The sequence below is a fragment of the Actinocorallia sp. A-T 12471 genome (assembly GCF_033875155.1).
In the GTDB taxonomy this organism is placed as follows: Bacteria; Actinomycetota; Actinomycetes; order Streptosporangiales; family Streptosporangiaceae; genus Actinocorallia.
On record NZ_JAWZTE010000003.1, the window covers coordinates 392,054 to 408,797 of the forward strand.

The 16,744-nt window shown below is 68.1% G+C and carries 13 protein-coding genes, 1 tRNA gene and 1 CRISPR repeat array; of the genes, 2 read left to right on the top strand and 12 right to left on the bottom strand.

The annotated features are described in order from the left end of the window. Positions 1-121 precede the first annotated feature (121 nt). Complete coding sequence (locus R9X44_RS10765; protein ID WP_319813904.1) at positions 122-790, top strand: hypothetical protein; 669 nt, start codon at positions 122-124, stop codon at positions 788-790. Between the two features lie 438 nt (positions 791-1,228). Beyond that, positions 1,229-1,989: direct repeats of the CRISPR family, unit length 29 nt; unit sequence CGGACCACCTCCGCCTGCGCGGAGCGAAC. 1,413 nt (positions 1,990-3,402) lie between these two features. On the opposite strand, the gene cas2e is transcribed toward R9X44_RS10765, so the two are convergent. From cas2e to R9X44_RS10815, 10 genes are all read right to left on the bottom strand, one after another. Continuing rightward, positions 3,403-3,792 (bottom strand): type I-E CRISPR-associated endoribonuclease Cas2e, encoded by a 390-nt coding sequence (gene cas2e / locus R9X44_RS10770; RefSeq protein WP_319813905.1) that lies wholly within the window; start codon positions 3,790-3,792, stop codon positions 3,403-3,405. After that, positions 3,793-4,761: a type I-E CRISPR-associated endonuclease Cas1e gene (gene cas1e, locus R9X44_RS10775; protein WP_319813906.1), complete on the bottom strand. Its 969-nt coding sequence runs from the start codon at positions 4,759-4,761 to the stop codon at positions 3,793-3,795. After that, positions 4,758-5,399 (bottom strand): type I-E CRISPR-associated protein Cas6/Cse3/CasE, encoded by a 642-nt coding sequence (cas6e, locus tag R9X44_RS10780; protein WP_319813907.1) that lies wholly within the window; start codon positions 5,397-5,399, stop codon positions 4,758-4,760. The genes cas1e and cas6e overlap by 4 nt, the downstream gene beginning before the upstream one ends. Continuing rightward, on the bottom strand, positions 5,396-6,181 hold the full coding sequence (cas5e, locus tag R9X44_RS10785) for a type I-E CRISPR-associated protein Cas5/CasD (RefSeq protein WP_319813908.1): 786 nt from the start codon (positions 6,179-6,181) through the stop codon (positions 5,396-5,398). Before cas5e ends, cas6e begins: the two co-directional genes overlap by 4 nt. Beyond that, positions 6,178-7,359, bottom strand: a complete 1,182-nt coding sequence (gene cas7e, locus R9X44_RS10790; RefSeq protein ID WP_319813909.1) for a type I-E CRISPR-associated protein Cas7/Cse4/CasC — start codon at positions 7,357-7,359, stop codon at positions 6,178-6,180. The genes cas5e and cas7e overlap by 4 nt, the downstream gene beginning before the upstream one ends. Before the next feature lie 25 nt (positions 7,360-7,384). Then, positions 7,385-7,984: a type I-E CRISPR-associated protein Cse2/CasB gene (gene casB / locus R9X44_RS10795; protein WP_319813910.1), complete on the bottom strand. Its 600-nt coding sequence runs from the start codon at positions 7,982-7,984 to the stop codon at positions 7,385-7,387. A gap of 28 nt (positions 7,985-8,012) precedes the next feature. Continuing rightward, the gene (gene casA, locus R9X44_RS10800) at positions 8,013-9,533 is read right to left on the bottom strand and encodes a type I-E CRISPR-associated protein Cse1/CasA (protein ID WP_319813911.1); all 1,521 of its coding nucleotides are present in this window, start codon (positions 9,531-9,533) and stop codon (positions 8,013-8,015) included. 228 nt (positions 9,534-9,761) lie between these two features. Continuing rightward, on the bottom strand, positions 9,762-12,563 hold the full coding sequence (cas3, locus tag R9X44_RS10805; RefSeq protein ID WP_319813912.1) for a CRISPR-associated helicase Cas3': 2,802 nt from the start codon (positions 12,561-12,563) through the stop codon (positions 9,762-9,764). A gap of 637 nt (positions 12,564-13,200) precedes the next feature. Then, positions 13,201-13,274 (bottom strand) — tRNA-Pro (locus R9X44_RS10810). 94 nt (positions 13,275-13,368) lie between these two features. Beyond that, positions 13,369-14,301, bottom strand: coding sequence for a Ppx/GppA phosphatase family protein (locus R9X44_RS10815; RefSeq protein ID WP_319813913.1), 933 nt, complete (start codon positions 14,299-14,301; stop codon positions 13,369-13,371). A 92-nt stretch (positions 14,302-14,393) separates the two neighbouring features. Between R9X44_RS10815 and R9X44_RS10820 the strand changes: the two genes are divergently transcribed. Beyond that, positions 14,394-15,791 (top strand): trehalose-6-phosphate synthase, encoded by a 1,398-nt coding sequence (locus R9X44_RS10820; protein WP_319813914.1) that lies wholly within the window; start codon positions 14,394-14,396, stop codon positions 15,789-15,791. 60 nt (positions 15,792-15,851) lie between these two features. Here R9X44_RS10820 and R9X44_RS10825 read toward each other — a convergent pair whose 3' ends face one another. Beyond that, entirely contained in the window at positions 15,852-16,478 is a 627-nt protein-coding gene (locus R9X44_RS10825; protein ID WP_319813915.1) for a GOLPH3/VPS74 family protein, read from the bottom strand. Further along, positions 16,475-16,744: a hypothetical protein gene (locus R9X44_RS10830; RefSeq protein ID WP_319813916.1), complete on the bottom strand. Its 270-nt coding sequence runs from the start codon at positions 16,742-16,744 to the stop codon at positions 16,475-16,477. The genes R9X44_RS10825 and R9X44_RS10830 overlap by 4 nt, the downstream gene beginning before the upstream one ends.

Below are 16,744 nucleotides of genomic sequence, written 5' to 3' on the forward strand. Positions count from 1 at the left end.
CGCCCAAGACGACCGTGTCTTCGGTAGCGGAGTCATGACGGATCTCAGCGAAACGGCCACGCTGGGTTGCTTGGGTGGAGCAACATGGCTTACGTCAGCTCCCCGCGAAGAAGGACGCAGGATGACCGACAGCGAAGTCTCCGAGGTAGCCGCGTACGAGATCAACGGCCTTGTAAAGCGGGTGATCGCCGGGCGCAGATCACAGTCGCTTCATGTGGAGTCGGTTCTGCGGGAGGTCTCGGTCGCCGTCGACGACTTCCAGACGGCGCTGCGCAAGCACGGCCTTCGCCGCGTCCTCGAGAACGAAGGTCGCAGTGTCGCCGCCCAGGTGCTGGACGAGATCACCCAGAACCACCGGTTCGACTGCCTGTACTGCGAAGAATTCGACCCTCTCGCACTGCTCGACATCGCGGTCACAACCTTCACTGACCGGCTCGACGGCGCGGTCGACCCGGACTCCGCTCCCCGGCCCGTCCTCGCGCAGTGTTCGACCGAGGCCGCCTACGTGACGTTGCCCCGCGGCCACGACGCAACCGACGAACCTCTCGTGCTCATCCTCGGCAAACCAGACAACACGGTCATCGCCGCGGTAATGAGCAGCGGATCGGGCTACGGCACCCAGCCACCGGGACCATGGACCTGGTATCTCTCGCGGACCGTACCGGACGGCTGCGTGACCGGCATTGGCGATATCCGGATCCACACCCCGGCCCCGTCCGCCAGAACCGCCGCCGAGGTCGGCACCCTCCTCGCCCGAGTCCACCGCGGGGAGATCCCCGTCAACCTGTAAGCCCACCCCACAGCCCACAAACAAACCCCCCAAACAGCACCCCTCCCACACATCAACACCCTTCCCACCACCGGCCTGACGCCACACCCCCACCCCAACAACCACCCCCTCGCCGCACCCGCCCTCGACGAGCCACAGCTCTTTCTCCTTCACCGAACCTCCTGGTCCCCCGGTGGCCCCCAGATAGTCCCCAACAAAGATCAAGACCGACAGCCAGTCAGAAAGATCCAAGAATCAGAAAAAGCCCGCTGAGCTGGGAAAAGATTCCCAATCAACGGGCTTTCTAACCGTCGGGACAACAGGATTTGAACCTACGACCCCTCAACCCCCAGTCGCTCGGTGTGGTTCATCACCCACCTTGAGCAATCGCCAACTTCGGAAGAAACTGCAGGCAGAGCGCTTGATCATCTGTTGGTCCGAGAACCAGGCCACGGGCCACGGACCACCTCCACCTGCGCGCAGCGAACGCATCCGCCCGGGTCTTCAACTTGATCAACAGCGGACCACCTCCGCCTGCGCGGAGCGAACCCCTGCGCCTCCAGCAGTCGTACCGCGCCCACCGGACCACCTCCGCCTGCGCGGAGCGAACCGGGCCAGAACCGGGGAGCCGACCCCGACCTCCGGACCACCTCCGCCTGCGCGGAGCGAACCCCTGCGCCTCCAGCAGTCGTACCGCGCCCACCGGACCACCTCCGCCTGCGCGGAGCGAACCAGATCAGCGTCATCGGCGTCGTCACCTCGGCCGGACCACCTCCGCCTGCGCGGAGCGAACGCGGCAACGTCCTTCGGCTCGATCCTCTCGACCGGACCACCTCCGCCTGCGCGGAGCGAACGTGCGGGTCTTCGCGAGTTCCTCGGTCAGCACCGAACCACCTCCGCCTGCACGGAGCGAACGGCTCTGTCGCCGCGTTCGCCGCGGCCCTGGTCGGACCACCTCCGCCTGCGCGGAGCGAACCCCGAGGGCCCGTCGAAAGCGAGCTCTACGTACGGACCACCTCCGCCTGCGCGGAGCGAACTCGGCCGAACTCGCCTCGGCCTCGGCCTCGGCCGGACCACCTCCGCCTGCGCGGAGCGAACCCGAGAGACGCGGCCTGGATCGACTTTCAGCACGGACCACCTCCGCCTGCGCGGAGCGAACCCTCCGCGGCCTGCTCGAAGCTCTCGACATCCCGGACCACCTCCGCCTGCGCGGAGCGAACCCTTCGCGACCTGGGACTAAGCGAGTGCGTTATAGTTTTGAGACATTGGTTGGTTGCTGTGCGGCATGCGCTCTACCGTAACTCTCGGAAGCTGGGTGGTGCCATGTGGTCAAGTGCCTGGAACGGTACTGAACATGTCGATTTGTGACTAGATTCGCAACAGGGTCCTTGGCCAGATAGCCCCGCCTGAGCCAGGTTCCGCGACAGCGGACGGCAGGAGCGAAGGGGCGCGGGACGTCCGCAGGGACCAGTCGTGCCCATGGCCACCCACCGGAATGGGCTGGCCATGACGAGGAACTGAGCGGCCGGGGCGAGCAAATTCCCGCGTTGCCTTCGCCCGCTGCTTATCTGAGTGCGCCGGATCATCCGGATGAGCTCAGATCCAATAGCGCCCGATTGGTCGGCACATGCCACTCAAAGGGTCGAGCAGTGCCCAGATTTGGGCCATCAGTGCCTCGAGGGTCCGGAAAGCCAGTCGGCTGTTGGCGAGCAGTTCGGGCTCGGTCCTCGCCGAGTTCCGGAAGACCGCGACGATGCGCGGGCACTCGTGCTCTCTCCGGGTGTCAGACTGTACACGTGTAAGACTAACTGCAGTACTTCGCCGATAATGGGAGGCGGCTCCGAACATACTCGGCGGCCTCATCGAAAAGTCGCATCGGCCGGCCGCAGCAGCGCGGTAGGCAGCGGTTACCTCACTCCACTCGCCCGTTGTGATCAGTCGGGCGGCAACCTGATTGAAAAGCACGCTGTCCCTAATCTCGACGCCCTTCGGACCGCGCCCGGTTCGATTTTTGAACCACGCGCGGTTCAGAGTCTTAAGCCAGTTTTATCTATGTCTTGCCCCGCGTAGTGGCCCGCCCATACGTGCCCGACGCCTGCGTTCTATTCCCGTTCGAGAACGGCTCACGCCAGCTAGGAAGGGTGTGGCGACCTGGCCGCCGAAAGGGTGGCGTTCGACGTCGGACGCCTCAGAGGCGATCATTTAGCTCGGTCGCCACCCACGCCGAACGCGATCGGCGGCGGACCGCCGCAACCACGTAACCCCCACCTCCGGTGGACGCACTCATGGTGCGTGGGCTCCTACGGGGTAACCCCGCTGGTGGGCTGGGCGGAATCAGCGGGCAAACTGATCGGCGCTGCAGGACCAGGCGTCTGCGCGGGACGGCCTCAGGTCCCGCAGGAGGCCCGCCCGGACGCGCCTGCGCGGGGCGGATCCCATCGGCACGAGCGGGGTGCCCAGCGCGGTTGGGTAACCCCCGCCTGCGCGGGGCGGACTCACCGTCCGGCCAGCGGAGCGCGTACGTGTACGGGTAACCCCCGCCTGCGCGGGGCGGACGAGCCGATGGGCTGTGCCGTCATCGCCGTCCCCGGGTAACCCTCGCCTGTGCGGGGCGGACCCTTTGCGAACTGGGGTTATTCTGGTGGGCTATTGATTTGAGACCACTGGCCTGGTTCGAGTGGGAACTCGGATGTGGTGGTGGGTGGTGTGTCTGGGCCTGTGGGGGTGGGGTCGGGTTCTTGGGGGTTGAGGGCTATGAGGGTGAGGCCGTCGAAGTCGATGGGGGTGCGGCGGCGGGTGCCGGCGGTTTTGATGGTGTAGCCCTGTTCGGTTGCGGCAGGGTGCAGGAGGACGGCGGCGCCGTCTTCGACGGTGGCGGCGAGGGCGTTCCAGAGTTCGGTGCGGACTCGGGCGGAGAGGGTCCCGACGTAGAGGCCGGGCATTGGTTCGGTCATCCAGCGGGTGAGCGCTCCGCGAAGGTGGGGAGGGACGGCGGTGGTGGCGATGACGGTCAGGTTCGCCACTTAGGACTCCCAGGGGTCGTAGTTCTTGCCGCCGGGCAGGAGGCCTTGGTCGGGGTCCCAGAGGTTGACGAGTTCCTCGGAGGCTTCTTCGGCGTCTTCCTGCCGGGTTCCGTCGTCGGGAGACAGGAGTGTCTGGATGTCGGCGACGATGCGGGGCAGGAGGCGGAAGAGGCGGAGGCCGTCGCGGAAGGAACGGCGGGCCTGGGAGTCGGGATTGGCCGAGTCATGGAGCGAGAACGCGAGAGGGAGGGTGAGTTCGGCCTTGTAGAGGTCGGCGACGTCGTACACGAACGAGTGGGACGTGCCGGTGTGGACGAAGCCGAGGCCCGGGGTGCAGCCGATCGCGTTGATGGCGGCGTGGACGATGCCGTAGAGGCAGGTGTTCGCGGCGGACAGGGCCCGGTTGACGGGGTCTTGCCCGTCCCAGTCGGCCGGGTCGTAGGAGCGCTTGAAGGCCCGGACGCCGTGCTGCTGCGCCAGCATCCGGTAGAGCGCCTTCATCCGTTGGCCTTCGAGTCCGCGGAGCTGGGCGATCGTCGCGGTGGCCGGGGCCGTCTCGCCGAAGCGTTGGCGGTACATGCGGCGGGCGACGGCGGCGCGTTCGGTTTCGTCGCACCAGGAGCGCGCCTGGAGTTCGAGCCAACGAGTGGGTAGGGAGTCCGGCACCTTAGCCGCGTACGTGCGGACGCCCCCGCTACCGGTGCAGACGACCGTTGTCCCGTGCCTGGCGAGGGTCGACAGGGCCCGGGTGGTGATCGACACGCCTGGCCCGAGGAGAAGGCAGCCGAGGGCGGCGGTGGGCAGGGCGACGCGCTGGAATCCGTCGCCCGACTGGATGAGGGCTTTGACGCCGGTCTCGTCCTGGACGATGCGCGCTATGTCGACGTACAGGAAGGAGACCGAGTCGCCGATGCGGGGCAGCATGGCCGCGGTGGGTGTGGCCAGGCGTGCCCGGGCGTTGCCGCTCATGCGGGCGCGAGCGTGAGAAGCCCGCAGCCGTAGGCTTTGCCGCGCCCGATGCCGACCCGCAGACGCGAGGAGAGGGCTGCCGGGTCGGTGACGGTGGCGAGGCCGTCGAACCGGGTGCGGGCGTGGACGACGCGGTTCTTGTCCCGGCGGGTACCGGTGGCCTGGTCGAGGGGAGTGCTCTCCAGCGTATGGAGGCTCAAGCCAGAGGACTCGGCCTGACGCTGCCACCACTCTTCGGCCTCGGCCCCATGGAGTGGGACGACCTCCTTCGGCCGTCCGGCGGTGGTGTTGAGGCCGAGCTTGCGGGTTGCGTTCGCGGTGATCCGGTAGCGGACGCGCCGTCCGGGGGCCAAGGCGTCGAGCAGCGGGGTGAGCGTCTTGCTGCGGACGGTGCCGTAGCCGTCGGGCAGAGCCGCGCGTGAAGCCTCCACCGCGCTCTGGACGAGCACGGCGACGCCGGCTTGGGTCTCCTCGATCCGGAACAGGACGCCCGCGTCGTGACGTGCCTGCTCGCCGAGGTCGGAGGGGAAGAGAGACATGATCCGGTGGTGGAGGCGCACCGCGTCGCGCAGATCGCGCGTCGCGTCACGGGATCGGAGGTCGGGGGTGAGCTGCGTGATCCACAGAGGTGAGGTCATGAGGGGTCCGGTGCCAGGTAGGAGATGAGTCGGTCGAGGAAGTCGCGGCCGAGGTCGGTGCACAGGTCGCCGTCCAGTTCGGCGATCAGGCGGTACACCCGCCGGATCTCGTAGGACCTGCGCTCGGCGGCGAAGGAGATCGGTTCAGTGCGCGATTCGGCGAAGGGGACGTCGCCTCGACCGCCGGCCCGGCCCTCCGGCCAGAAGGAGCCGAGGAAGGGCAGGTCGGAGATGAACTCGACCCTGTGTCCTTCCGCCGCCCTTCTCGCCAGAGGAAGCCGGAGCAGGTGACGGGCAGGCTCCGGGTCGTCGGTCAGGACCAGGAACAGCGGCGCGTCAGGCGGGCAGGAGCGCCGTCCGAGGTAGAGGGGCCAACGCGGAGACCGCACGGCGTCCGCGCAGGCGGTGAGCGTGTCGGACGGTCCTTCGACGAGGACGGTGAAGGCCGCGTCCTGGCGGTAGTAGCGGTCGGAGACGACGGTCGCGGTCTCGGCGCTCCGCCGCTTCCCTTCCGCGGTGATCACCGTCAGCTCGCGCGGCATTCCGCCGCCGACCGTCTGGAAGTCCCGCAGGAACGTGCCCGGACGGTCGACGCGGATGGTGAAGCGCAGCTCGCGCAGGTCATCGGTCTTCGCGTCGCGAGTGCGGCCGAGCGCACAGGCGAGGAGCCCGATCAGTCCGGACCGGGTGGGGAAGCGCGAACTGTCCCGCAGGTTCGCCGGGACGTCGCCCGTTCCCCAGGACTGCAGCGGCCCGCTCAGATGCAGGAGGAGTCCGCTCACGCCGACGCCTCGGACAGCGCGGCCTCCAGCGCCTCCTCGATCAGCGTATCGAACGAGTCGGCGGCGGCACCGAGTGAGGACGTGTCGGCCTTGGAGAACGTCGCGTGGGCGGCGTGGACGAGGCCCTTGCCGCCGAGGAGACGCTGAGCGGCGTCGGCGTACGCGTTCAGAGCCGCGACGGAAGGCTCGGCGTGCCCACCGAAGTGGTCGATGGCCACGGGCTGCTCGAACGCGGCGGCGTAGGACAGGGGCCGGTCCTTGCGGACGGCGACGTGCGCCAGGTGAGGGATCGTGTGCGGGGCGGTGGACCGCTTCTTGGCCTGGGGGAGGGACAGGAGCGCGGCCCGGACGAGCGCGGCGGCGAGAGTGCGGGTGTCCGCCACGTCCTGCCCACCGAGGTTGCTGTGGAGTTCGCGGAGGTCGAGCGCGATGTACCGGTACAGGACGCCAGCGGAGTGCTCGGCGTGGCCCATGTGGGCGCTTCCGGTGTTGTCGCCCCACGCGTCGTTGACGTCGTCGACCGCGCTGAAGTAGTCGATCTCGACGTTCGTCTCGTGGGTGGTGAAGGCGTGGGCGACCTGGACGGCCCCGTCGACCTTGGCGTCGTCGACCTGGGCGAGCATGCGGCCGAACAGGCTGATGATCCCGTTGCGGCTGCGCAGGATGCCGTCGACGTCCGCGGTGGGGATGACGCTGTCCTTACGCTGGGATTTCTCCGTCAGGTCTTTGGCTGCCGCCAACTCCGCCTCGTACTTCGCGGCCAACTCGGCGAGTTCACCGATGGCGCTGTCGGGAACGTAGACCATCGCCGCAGTGCTCCATTCTCCCTTCGGCGCCGAGCCGTCCTTGGGCGCTTTCGGCGGCTCGGCGCCGACGCTGCTCGCGACGGCGATGTGCCGCCCGGCCTTCACCGCCAGCTCCGGGTCCCAGCCGTAGCCCTCACGGAGCCTGTCGGAGACACACTCGACGAGACGGCGAGTGCGGAGGGCGGACTCGCCGAGCTCCTTCTGGAGGTGGAGGCGCATAGCTCGCTTCCAGCTCTGGCTGCTGACCCGGGTGCGGGTCTTCCCGCCCCATTCGACTGTCTTGACCGAGTTGGTGTCGTCTCGGTTGAGCGTCGAGAACGGGATGGGCTGGAGGATATGCAGCTCCAGGAAGGAACCGGTGATCGTGCTCATGGGGGATCTCCTCGGAATCTCTGGCTCAGTCGTTCGGGTGGTCGTTCTCGTCGGCGAGCCGCGCGGCCTCGCGCTCGGCCTTGAAGCGGGTGCGGTAATAGTCCTGGAGCCAGTTGCGGGCGGTCTCTTCGCGCTCCCGGTCCCAGCTGCGCAGGTCGAGCAGGAGTTGAGCCCAGTCGAGCGTCCCGGGACGGGTGCTGATGAACAGCGCCGTCGTCGGCAGATGGCGGTGCAAGCCGCGCTCGTTCTGCCGGGTGAGCAGGGTCAGGCGGCTTTCCGCGGACGTTTCGCGGATGGTCCCCCTGGCGACGGCCTCAGCGAGGCACACGCCGAAGTTCCGCCGGGCTCCTGGACTCGGCAACCCGCGCGCCTGGGGAGGCAGGGACGCGATCATGGAAGCGATCGCGTAGTACGCCTGCTGGACGGTGTCCCTGTCCTCACCCTCACGGGGGAGCGGAACACGGGCGGCGATGACGCTGTGCATCCGGGGACTGCTTGTGATCGGCCTGGCGAGCCCGCTTCGCAGAGCCGCCCGTTTGCCGGGGTCTTCACAGAGCCGGTAAACGGTGCTGACGTAGGTGCTCGCCCGGTCGTAGGCGTTGGGGGGAGCTGATGTCTCGGTCATCGGATCCTGCCGGGGTCGGGTCGGGCGGTCATGACGAGGTGCTCGGCTTCTTGCGGCGGCCTCCGTAGAGTTCGAGGCGGGCACGCTCGATGGCTCGTGCCGCCCGCGGGCCCTTGACGTAGCCGTCGGTGACGGTCGAGAAGGTCTCGTGCGCCAGCCGCAGGAAGTCGCGCCAGGCTTCGGTGAAGTCCTCCTTGGCCAGACGCTCCCAGAAGAGGTCTTCGGCTTGCGGCCAGTAGAGGGCCGCTGCCTCCTCCTGCCACGCGCAGGGGCCGGTCTTCTTGTCGAGCGCTCCGGCCCACGCCACCTTGACGGCGTACTCCACCCGCTGCCCGTACATCTCTCCTGCTGAGCGCAGGTCTCCGGTGGCGCGGGCGGTGTTCGGGTCGTCGTCCCTGATCTGGCGGACCGGCTGCGGTGTGCGAGAGGAGACGAACTGGACGTCCTTCGTCTTGCCGTCCTGCTCGAAGCCGAGGGCCTGGATGTGGAAGAGCCCGAGCTCGTCGGTGTACTTGAAGACGTCGGGACGCTGCACGGTGGTCGACCCCGTACGGTCCAGGAGCAGGAGGCCGTCGAGGTCGCGCCAGAGCGCGCGTCCCGCATCGGCTGGGCGGGCGTAAACGTTGCCCTGCTTGCTGGTCTGATGGATCACGTAGGGGTCGTTCATGCTGGGCGCCTTGTGCCTGCGGCCCCAGGTGATGCACGCGTCGACGACGTGGTCGCCGGTGTCGTCGGGGAAGAGGAGGAGGGCGTGCTGCCACCCGCCCGTCAGCTGGGAGCACGGTCCCGAGGGGGCTCGTGCGGGCTCGGTGGGGTCGTGGAGCTCGTCCGTCTCCCACGGGCATAGGTCGTTCTCCCGGGAGACGTGCTCGTCGGGCAGGGTCAAGCCTGCGAGAAGCGTCTCCAGGAGAGACCTGCCTTCCGGGTGGTAGGACAGGCTCGAACGGAGCGGGCCGGCCGATACATCGGCCTTGGATTCGGCACCATGGGTCCGAGTGGCGCACCTCCCGGACGGGCCGTAGTAGAGCCACATCAGCAGATGCGCGAACGCCTCCGCCGAATCGACCGGAACGGGCGAGCTGTCCCAGTGATGGCCGAACCAGACGGCGTTGTTCCCCGCAGGCCGCCCGATGACGAGCTTGTTCACGCCCGGACGCTTCGGGGACTCCTCGGCGAGCCGCGGATCCTGGAGGAACGGGCGCTCGGAGAACAGGTCGAACCGTCCGGGGAAGCGGTCGAAGTACTTCCTGACATCGTCGGCGTCGATCCCGTTCTCCAGGATGTCGGCTCGCCGGTCGTACCACTCGAAGTCGTCCGGAGCCTCGTCAAGCCCGGTGACGCGGGCGGTGAGCGCGTACAGAAGACGCAGCAGGCCCGAGAGCGCTGGGGGAGGACCGAAGAGCAACGCCTCGATCTCGTGAGCCTTGATGAGCAGGTCTTCAAGGCTCAACTTGTCTGCTTGTTCCAACGATTCCGACTTCTCGCCGGGATTCCTCCAGCGTACGGAAGCCCAGGGTGTGATCCGTAGATCGAAGGTGGGTCTCGACACCGGCCGTGGCCTCCTTTCTTGGGGTCGCGTTAGGCTGACGGCTCCTGACCGGAGGTCTGAGGGCAGATGATGCCCACAGGCTGCCGGGTCCCCGCGGAAGTGGGGGTGAGCCGTCAGCGGTGTTCAGCTTGCGGCTCGTTAGGAGACCCTCCCTGCGCAAGCGGGGGTGGGCGGGCCTCCGCTGGTGGAGCGCTCGCCACTCCTACGAGGATTTCAAAGTCAGCAGTGTTAAAGAGGGGCAATCCCGATCTCTGTCCGATATCGGACAACTCCGGGCTGTAGGCGACCAGCCCATTCACCTGCATCTACGCGCCGCATCGGAAGCAGCTTCCATGAGCAGAGAACCGAGTTCGCCTCCCAAGCGGTCGGGGACGCCATGAGATCGGCGCCTCCCTCGGTCCAGCGGGCGGGTACCGGAAGCATGTGGTGGGCGACCGTGCGCGCATCTTCGCGGGAGACATTCCCCACGCCGTTAAGACCTGGGACTGGGATCGCGCCGTCTTCATCCAAGGTCCAGATGCCGGAGTCCTGCTCGTACACGCAGACGAGGCGAGCGGAATCGGCGCCGAGACGAGTTGCGATCAGGTTCTCGTCGACGCCGTCCAAGGGCGTGGTGAGCACGCTCAAGTCGCGCAGCTTCCGGGGTGAGGGCTGCGGGATGGCGACGAGCTTTCCGGCGAGTTGTGCCTGAGCGGCGTTGGCGGCCAGCTGCTCGCCGTCTTTCCTTGCGAGTCGGCGCGCAGCCTCCTCCAGGAGTTCGTGGGCCGCGGAGAAGTCCGCCGAGTAGACCTCGTCTACAAGGTGCTGCACGTCGCTCGGAATGCCGACCGGGCCGTCCGAGCGTTCGCGCAGGAGGATGCTCGTCCGCTCCAGGAGCGCATGCGAGTAGACGTCCCCCCACTTCTCAGGCACCTCGAAGCCGCCCTTGCCGTCGACGGGGTCGAGGACGACGACACGGGGGTTCGGGCTGAGCCAGCTCGGCCTGAGCGCCTGATGCGGGTCGCCGCTCGGGTTCTGGTGCCGACGGCAGCGGCCCGACCGCTGGAGGAGGAACGCCAGCGGTGCGAGGTCGCTGATGATCAGGTCGAAGTCGAGGTCCAGTGACTGCTCGACGATCTGGGTGGCGACGAGCACAGTGCTGGGCCGGCTCCCCTTCTTCCCGAAGTCTCGTTCGCAGGCGTCGGTGATCGCCGCTCTGTCCTTCGCGCGGAACCGGGAGTGCAGGAGCCGCAGCTCGGGAACCTCCTGCCCGGCCGCCCTGAGCTCGGAGAACCAGGTGGCCAAGGCGGCATAGGTCTCCTGCGCTTCTCCGACGGTGGTGCAGCAGACGAGGGCGCACCCCTGCGGCCCGTCGGTCAGAGGCCGCAGCAGGTCCTTGATGACGGAGATACGGTGCTCGGGGTGCGTGGTGTCGTCGCCGCGGCGCACCGCGCGGACGGGGAACTCGATCTCGCGCTCACGCTCGCTGGTGACTGAGACCGGCTCGCTGACCTTGCCGCTGGCAGCGCTCACGAACAGCCATCCCGGATACACCGGAGCGAAGTCGTCGGCCAGGTCGTGTCCGCAGCCCCGCAGATACGCCGCGACCAGGGATCGGGCCGTCTCCCCGGTGAGAGTCGCCGAAAGGACGACGACGGGAGCGCCCATGGCCCCCATCCACTCCAGGAAGCGCAGAAGCAGCGCATGCATCCAGGCGTCGAAGGAGTGCGCTTCGTCGATCACGAGGACCTTGCCTGACAAGGCCATCAGCCGCAGCACGTTGAATTTCAGGGGGAGGACCCCCGCCAGCGCCTGGTCGATCGTGAGCGTGCTGAGCGGAGCGAGCAGCCCGCGCTTGCCCGTGTGCAGCCACTTCGTCGCTTCTTCGGATGCCTCGCGGTCGCTCACTACGGCAGGTGCTTCTGCCGCCGACGCCGCGGCGTCGGCGGCCCCGTCGCGAGACAGCCAGGCCATGCTGTGGACCTTCGTCAGCGCGGGAGACCCGGCGAAGGCCTTCTGGAGATAGGTCTGCACCCTCCTGTGCATGGCGTCGGTCGTCGCCATCGTCGGCAGGCAGAAGCCGAGCCCGGTCGCCCGGCTCGCCCGACCCAGGATTCCGGCCGAGTAGAGCGCGGCCTCGGTCTTGCCATCGCCGGGAGGCGCGGTCACCAGGAGCATCCCTGCCCCGTCGACCATCGCCGGCAACCGCTCGACGAGGGACAACTGCAGCTTGTTCGGCTCGAAGCCGAAGAGGCTGGAGAACGGCAGGTCTAGAAACTCTGCGGCTCCAAGGCCCGCTTCGGCGATCAGCTGAGGCGCGTCGGCAAGTGCGCGCTCCCAGTGGGCCTGCACCTCCTCCTCGGTGGCCCGCCAGCCTTTGCCGGGCAGGCGCGGCTCGATGAAGGTCGTCTGACTCACCAGCCAGTCCGCCACCACGATCACACCGAGAGCGAGTACGACGAGCGACGGTGGCAGATGTTCGTCCAGACCCTCCTCCGCGCCGGTCAACCGCCGAAGCAACTCCGCATGCCGCCGCCGCTCCTCTTCCCACCGTCCAGCCCCGACACCCGTCCGCCCCAACGGCTCCTTCCAGTCCTTCCCTTGAGGAACGGGAGCACAGAACCGCCCATGATGCCCTCCGAGCATCTGCGCAACCTGATGCCCCACGTCCCGCAGCGCGCTACTGCCCGATTTATAACCAAAATCCCGCAGAATCTGCACGAGCGACCAATGCGTCACCTCATGATGCCCGAGCGACGGCACCGCCTCCTCCGCACCGTATTCGGGCGACTCGTCGACCATCTTCCGGAAAAGCTCAGTAACCTTCACCTGAAAGGACGGCGACACCTTTCCGATGTCATGCAAACCGGCCCAAAAAGACACGAGACCCTTCCATTGGACAAGTTCACCCTTCCCAAACCAAATCTCCCAAAGCACCCCAGCTGTTGCGGCCGCATCCATGAGGTGGCAGACCACGGGGTACGCCGAAGACAACCCCTTATCCTTCCCCCACTGCCGAACGTCCACGACCCCCGATTCCCCGCAGCTCATTTCCGCCCCTTCTCCGTCCCGTCGATGACCCCGGCATCACCGAAACACAACCCACCGACAAAACCGCGAGCGATCCACGCCAGGCGAATGGACCGAGACCTCTTTGTAACCATTCGTCATGATCATTGATCGTTAATGCAACCCGACCTGAACGATGCGAGCGCCTGACCCCTGCCGACTCCACACACTGGGCAGATCACAGGCTGCCCCACCTCCGCCTGCGCGGAGCGGACCTTCGCGACCTGGGCTTATATGGGGGCGTTATGTCGCGATCTTGTATCTTCTGGAAACGAAGAGGGCCCGGCTGGTGTCGGAGAGGTGTGGCTGGTCGGCATCTCGTAGATGTGGTGCCTGTATGTGCTGAGCGCCCCGGTCGCTCTTGGAATCTCCGAATGGAGTTCGTTGACGCCTTGATTCCGGTCAGTATCCGGTCTGCCCTGACGCGCCTCGGACGGGTTCGTTTGGACGTGCCAGGCGGAGCTGGTGCGTTGACCGGGGGGTGGCTGGTCGGGGCTGGGGTGCGTGGGTACCGGGTGGTGGCGGTCGGCAGGTGCGGGGACGCGGTCGAATGGCGGTCAAATGATCAAGGCCCCATCTTCCCCGTAGGGAGATGAGGCCTTCGACCTGCTGTTAACCGTCGGGACGACAGGATTTGAACCTGCGACCCCTTGACCCCCAGTCAAGTGCGCTGCCAAGCTGCGCTACGTCCCGGTTGTCGCGTTGTTCGGGGGGTGGCCCCGGTTTCGGCGACGGGGTTAACTGTAGCGCAGGTTGGGCGGGGGTGCACATCGGTAAGGGGCGGGGGTCAGGGGGTGCGGGGGAGGCGGTCCAGGCGGCGGAGGATGACGCCTTCGCGCAGGGCCCAGGGGCAGACTTCGAGGGCGGGGATGTCGAAGAGGTCCATGGCGGCGTCGGCGACGATGGCGCCGGCGAGGAGCTGGGGGGCGCGGGCCTCGGAGACGCCGGGGAGTGCCTGGCGTTCCTCGATGGGCATGCGGGTGAGGCGGTCGGCCCAGTCCTTGGCGGACTCGCGGGTGAGGAGGCGGCGGACGAACGGGCCCTCGCTGCTGGGGGCCGCGCCGGCGATCCTGGCGAGCTGCTTGAAGGTCTTCGACGTGGCCACCGCGTGGTCCGGGCGGCCGTAACGGGTGAACCCGGCGACCTGGGCGGCGATCTCGGCCCTGACGTGTCTGCGCAGGGCCCGCACCTGTTCGGGATCGGGCGGATCGGCCGTCAGCCAGGCCCGGGTGAGGCGGCCCGCGCCGAGCGGCACCGAGACGGCCGCGTCGGGCTCCTCGTCGATGCCGGTCGCGATCTCCAGGGAGCCGCCGCCGATGTCGAAGACCTGGAGGCGGTTGGAGGACCAGCCGAACCAGCGGCGGACGGCGAGGAACGTCAGCCGCGCCTCGTCCGCGCCCGACAGGACCTCGATCTGGGTCTCCAGGTCGGTCCTGATCCACTGGAGGATCTCCTCGCCGTTGACCGCCTCCCGGATCGCGGAGGTGGCGAACGCCTGGATCTCCTGCACTCCCTTGTCCTCGGCGACCTGGAGCGACTCCTTGATGAAGGAGTGGAGGCGTTTGGCCCCCTCGTCGGACAGGCGGTCGCCGTCCAGGTGCTCGGCCAGGCGCAGCTCGACCTTGTGGGAGTAGGCGGGCAGCGGCTTGCCGCCCTGGTGTGCGTCCATGACGAGCAGGTGCACGGTGTTCGATCCGATGTCGAGGACGCCCATTCTCATGTGTCGAAGTTAGCCGACGCGCCGGGCCTCCCGTGGTGACGGTCACGTGTTGGGTGTGGGACCGTACCTGGGATTTGGGTAGGTTCGATCTTGTGAGTGATTTTGTCGTCGTCGCCAACCGCCTGCCTGTGGACCGTGTGACCGGACCGGAGGGCGAGGTCGGGTGGCGGCGCAGCCCCGGCGGTCTGGTGACGGCCATCACTCCCCTCATGCGGGAGCGGGACGGCGCGTGGATCGGCTGGACGGGCGCGGCGGACGAGGAGACCGACGCGTTCACCGAGGACGGGCTGCGCCTTGTGCCGGTCACCTTGTCGTCGGAAGACATCGAGCTGTATTACGAGGGCTTCTCCAACGCGACCCTATGGCCGCTGTACCACGACGCGATAGCCCCGCCCGAGTACCACCGGACGACCTGGGACGCCTACGTACGCGTGAACAGGCGCTTCGCTGAGAAGACCGCAGAGGTGGCGTCCAAGGGGGCCCTCGTCTGGGTCCAGGACTACCAGCTCCAGCTCGTCCCGAAGATGCTCCGCGAGCTGCGCCCCGACGTCAGGATCGGCTTCTTCCTGCACATCCCGTTCCCGCCCTCCGAGCTGTTCTTCCGGCTGCCGTGGCGCAAGGAGATCCTCGAGGGCCTGCTCGGCGCGGATCTCGTCGGGTTCCAGCTTCCGGCGGCCGCCGCGAACTTCGTCAGGCTGTCCCGCCGCCTCCTCGACGTGCGGGTGCACGGCTCGGTGGTCCACGTGGACGGCCGTGACGTGCTCGCCGAGGCGTTCCCGATCTCCGTCGACGTCAAGGAGCTGACCGACCTCGTCCACCGGCCCGAGGTGCGGGAGCGGGCGGCGCAGATCCGTCGCGAGCTCGGCGACCCGGGCCGCATCCTGCTGGGCGTCGACCGCCTCGACTACACCAAGGGCATCACCCAGCGCCTCGAGGCGTTCGGCGAGCTGCTGGCCGACGGCACCCTGAAGCCGGGCGAGGCGGTGTTCGTGCAGGTGGCGACGCCGAGCCGGGAGCGGGTCGAGCAATACCAGATCCTGCGCGACGACATCGAGTTGCAGGTCGGCCGGATCAACGGCGAGTTCGGCGCGCTCGGCGCACCGGTGATCAACTACATGCACACCAGCTACAGCCGCGAGGAGCTCGCGGCGCTGTACCTGGCGTCGGACGTGATGGTGGTGACGCCGTTGCGCGACGGGATGAACCTCGTCGCCAAGGAGTACGTGGCGTGCCATGAGGATCTGCGCGGCGCGCTCGTGCTGAGCGAGTTCGCGGGGGCGGCCGAGGAACTGCGCCGCGCCTACCTGGTGAACCCCTACGACGTCGACGGCCTCAAACGCATCCTTGTCGAGGCGATGCGGGCCGACGCGCGGGAGTTGCAGAAGCGGATGCGGTCGATGCGCCGGAAGGTGGTCGACAACGACGTGTCGCGGTGGGCCTCGGAGTTCCTTGCGCGGATGCGGTCGACGGGCGCGAACGCCGAGCGCTGAGCACGGCGAGGGCGTCGCGCTCCCGGGCCGGAGGGCGACGCCTGTGCGCGGGTCGAGGTCTCAGCCCGCCGCCGCGGCGTGGTAGGTGTCGATGGTCTTCTTCAGCGCGGGCGCGGCGGGGCCGGTGACCTCGGTGAGCGCCTTGATCTTCTGCTTGTGCTCCTTGCGCTTGGCCCGGGGGACGACCTTGTGGAGCTGGCCCAGGACGGACAGGGAGACGAGCGCGGCGTCGGCGGGGTCGACGCGTCCGACGGGGTCGCGCAGCACGGCCGAGACCGTCGCGGTGAGCCTTGAGCGGACGCGGGGGTCGCGCAGGGTGTAGTAGGTGGACGGGAACAGCCCGAGGACCCTGCGCGGCTCGGCCCTGAGCAGACCGCCGTCGATGAGCTGGTCGCGGACCGCGTCGGTGGTCTGCCTGCCCTGGCGGCCGACCCAGTGCTGCCACCTGCGGGGACGACCCTCGCCGATCTCCTGGAGCACTCCGGCGAGGACGGGGTCGGCGCACGGCCCCGCGACCTCGACGGCGGGCTTGCCCGCGTCGTCGCGGAGGTGGCCGGAAAGGTACAGCTCGGTGAGGACCGCGGACCTGATCAGCGGCCTCAGGTAGGTGCTCGAGTGGGTCCTGCCCTTGTCCGGGTCGAGGGCGAGCAGGAACATCCGCTGGGCGAGGCTCTCTGGCTGCTTCATGGCTTTTCCTCCGATTCGGGGGGCGGGTTTGGGGAGGCGGGAGCGGTGGGTTCTTCTGCTTCGTCCTGTTCGGCCCGGGTCGGCCGGCCCGGGCGGCGGATCCGGGACACCCCGGAAGGCAGCCGCCCGGCCTCGGCGAGCGCCCGGCGGAGCAGGAACTCGATCTGCGCGTTGGTGCTGCGCAGTTCCTCCCCGGCCCAGCGGGCCAGGGCGTCATGCACCGCCGGGTCGAGCCGCAGCAGGAGCTTCTTGCGCTCTACGGCCAT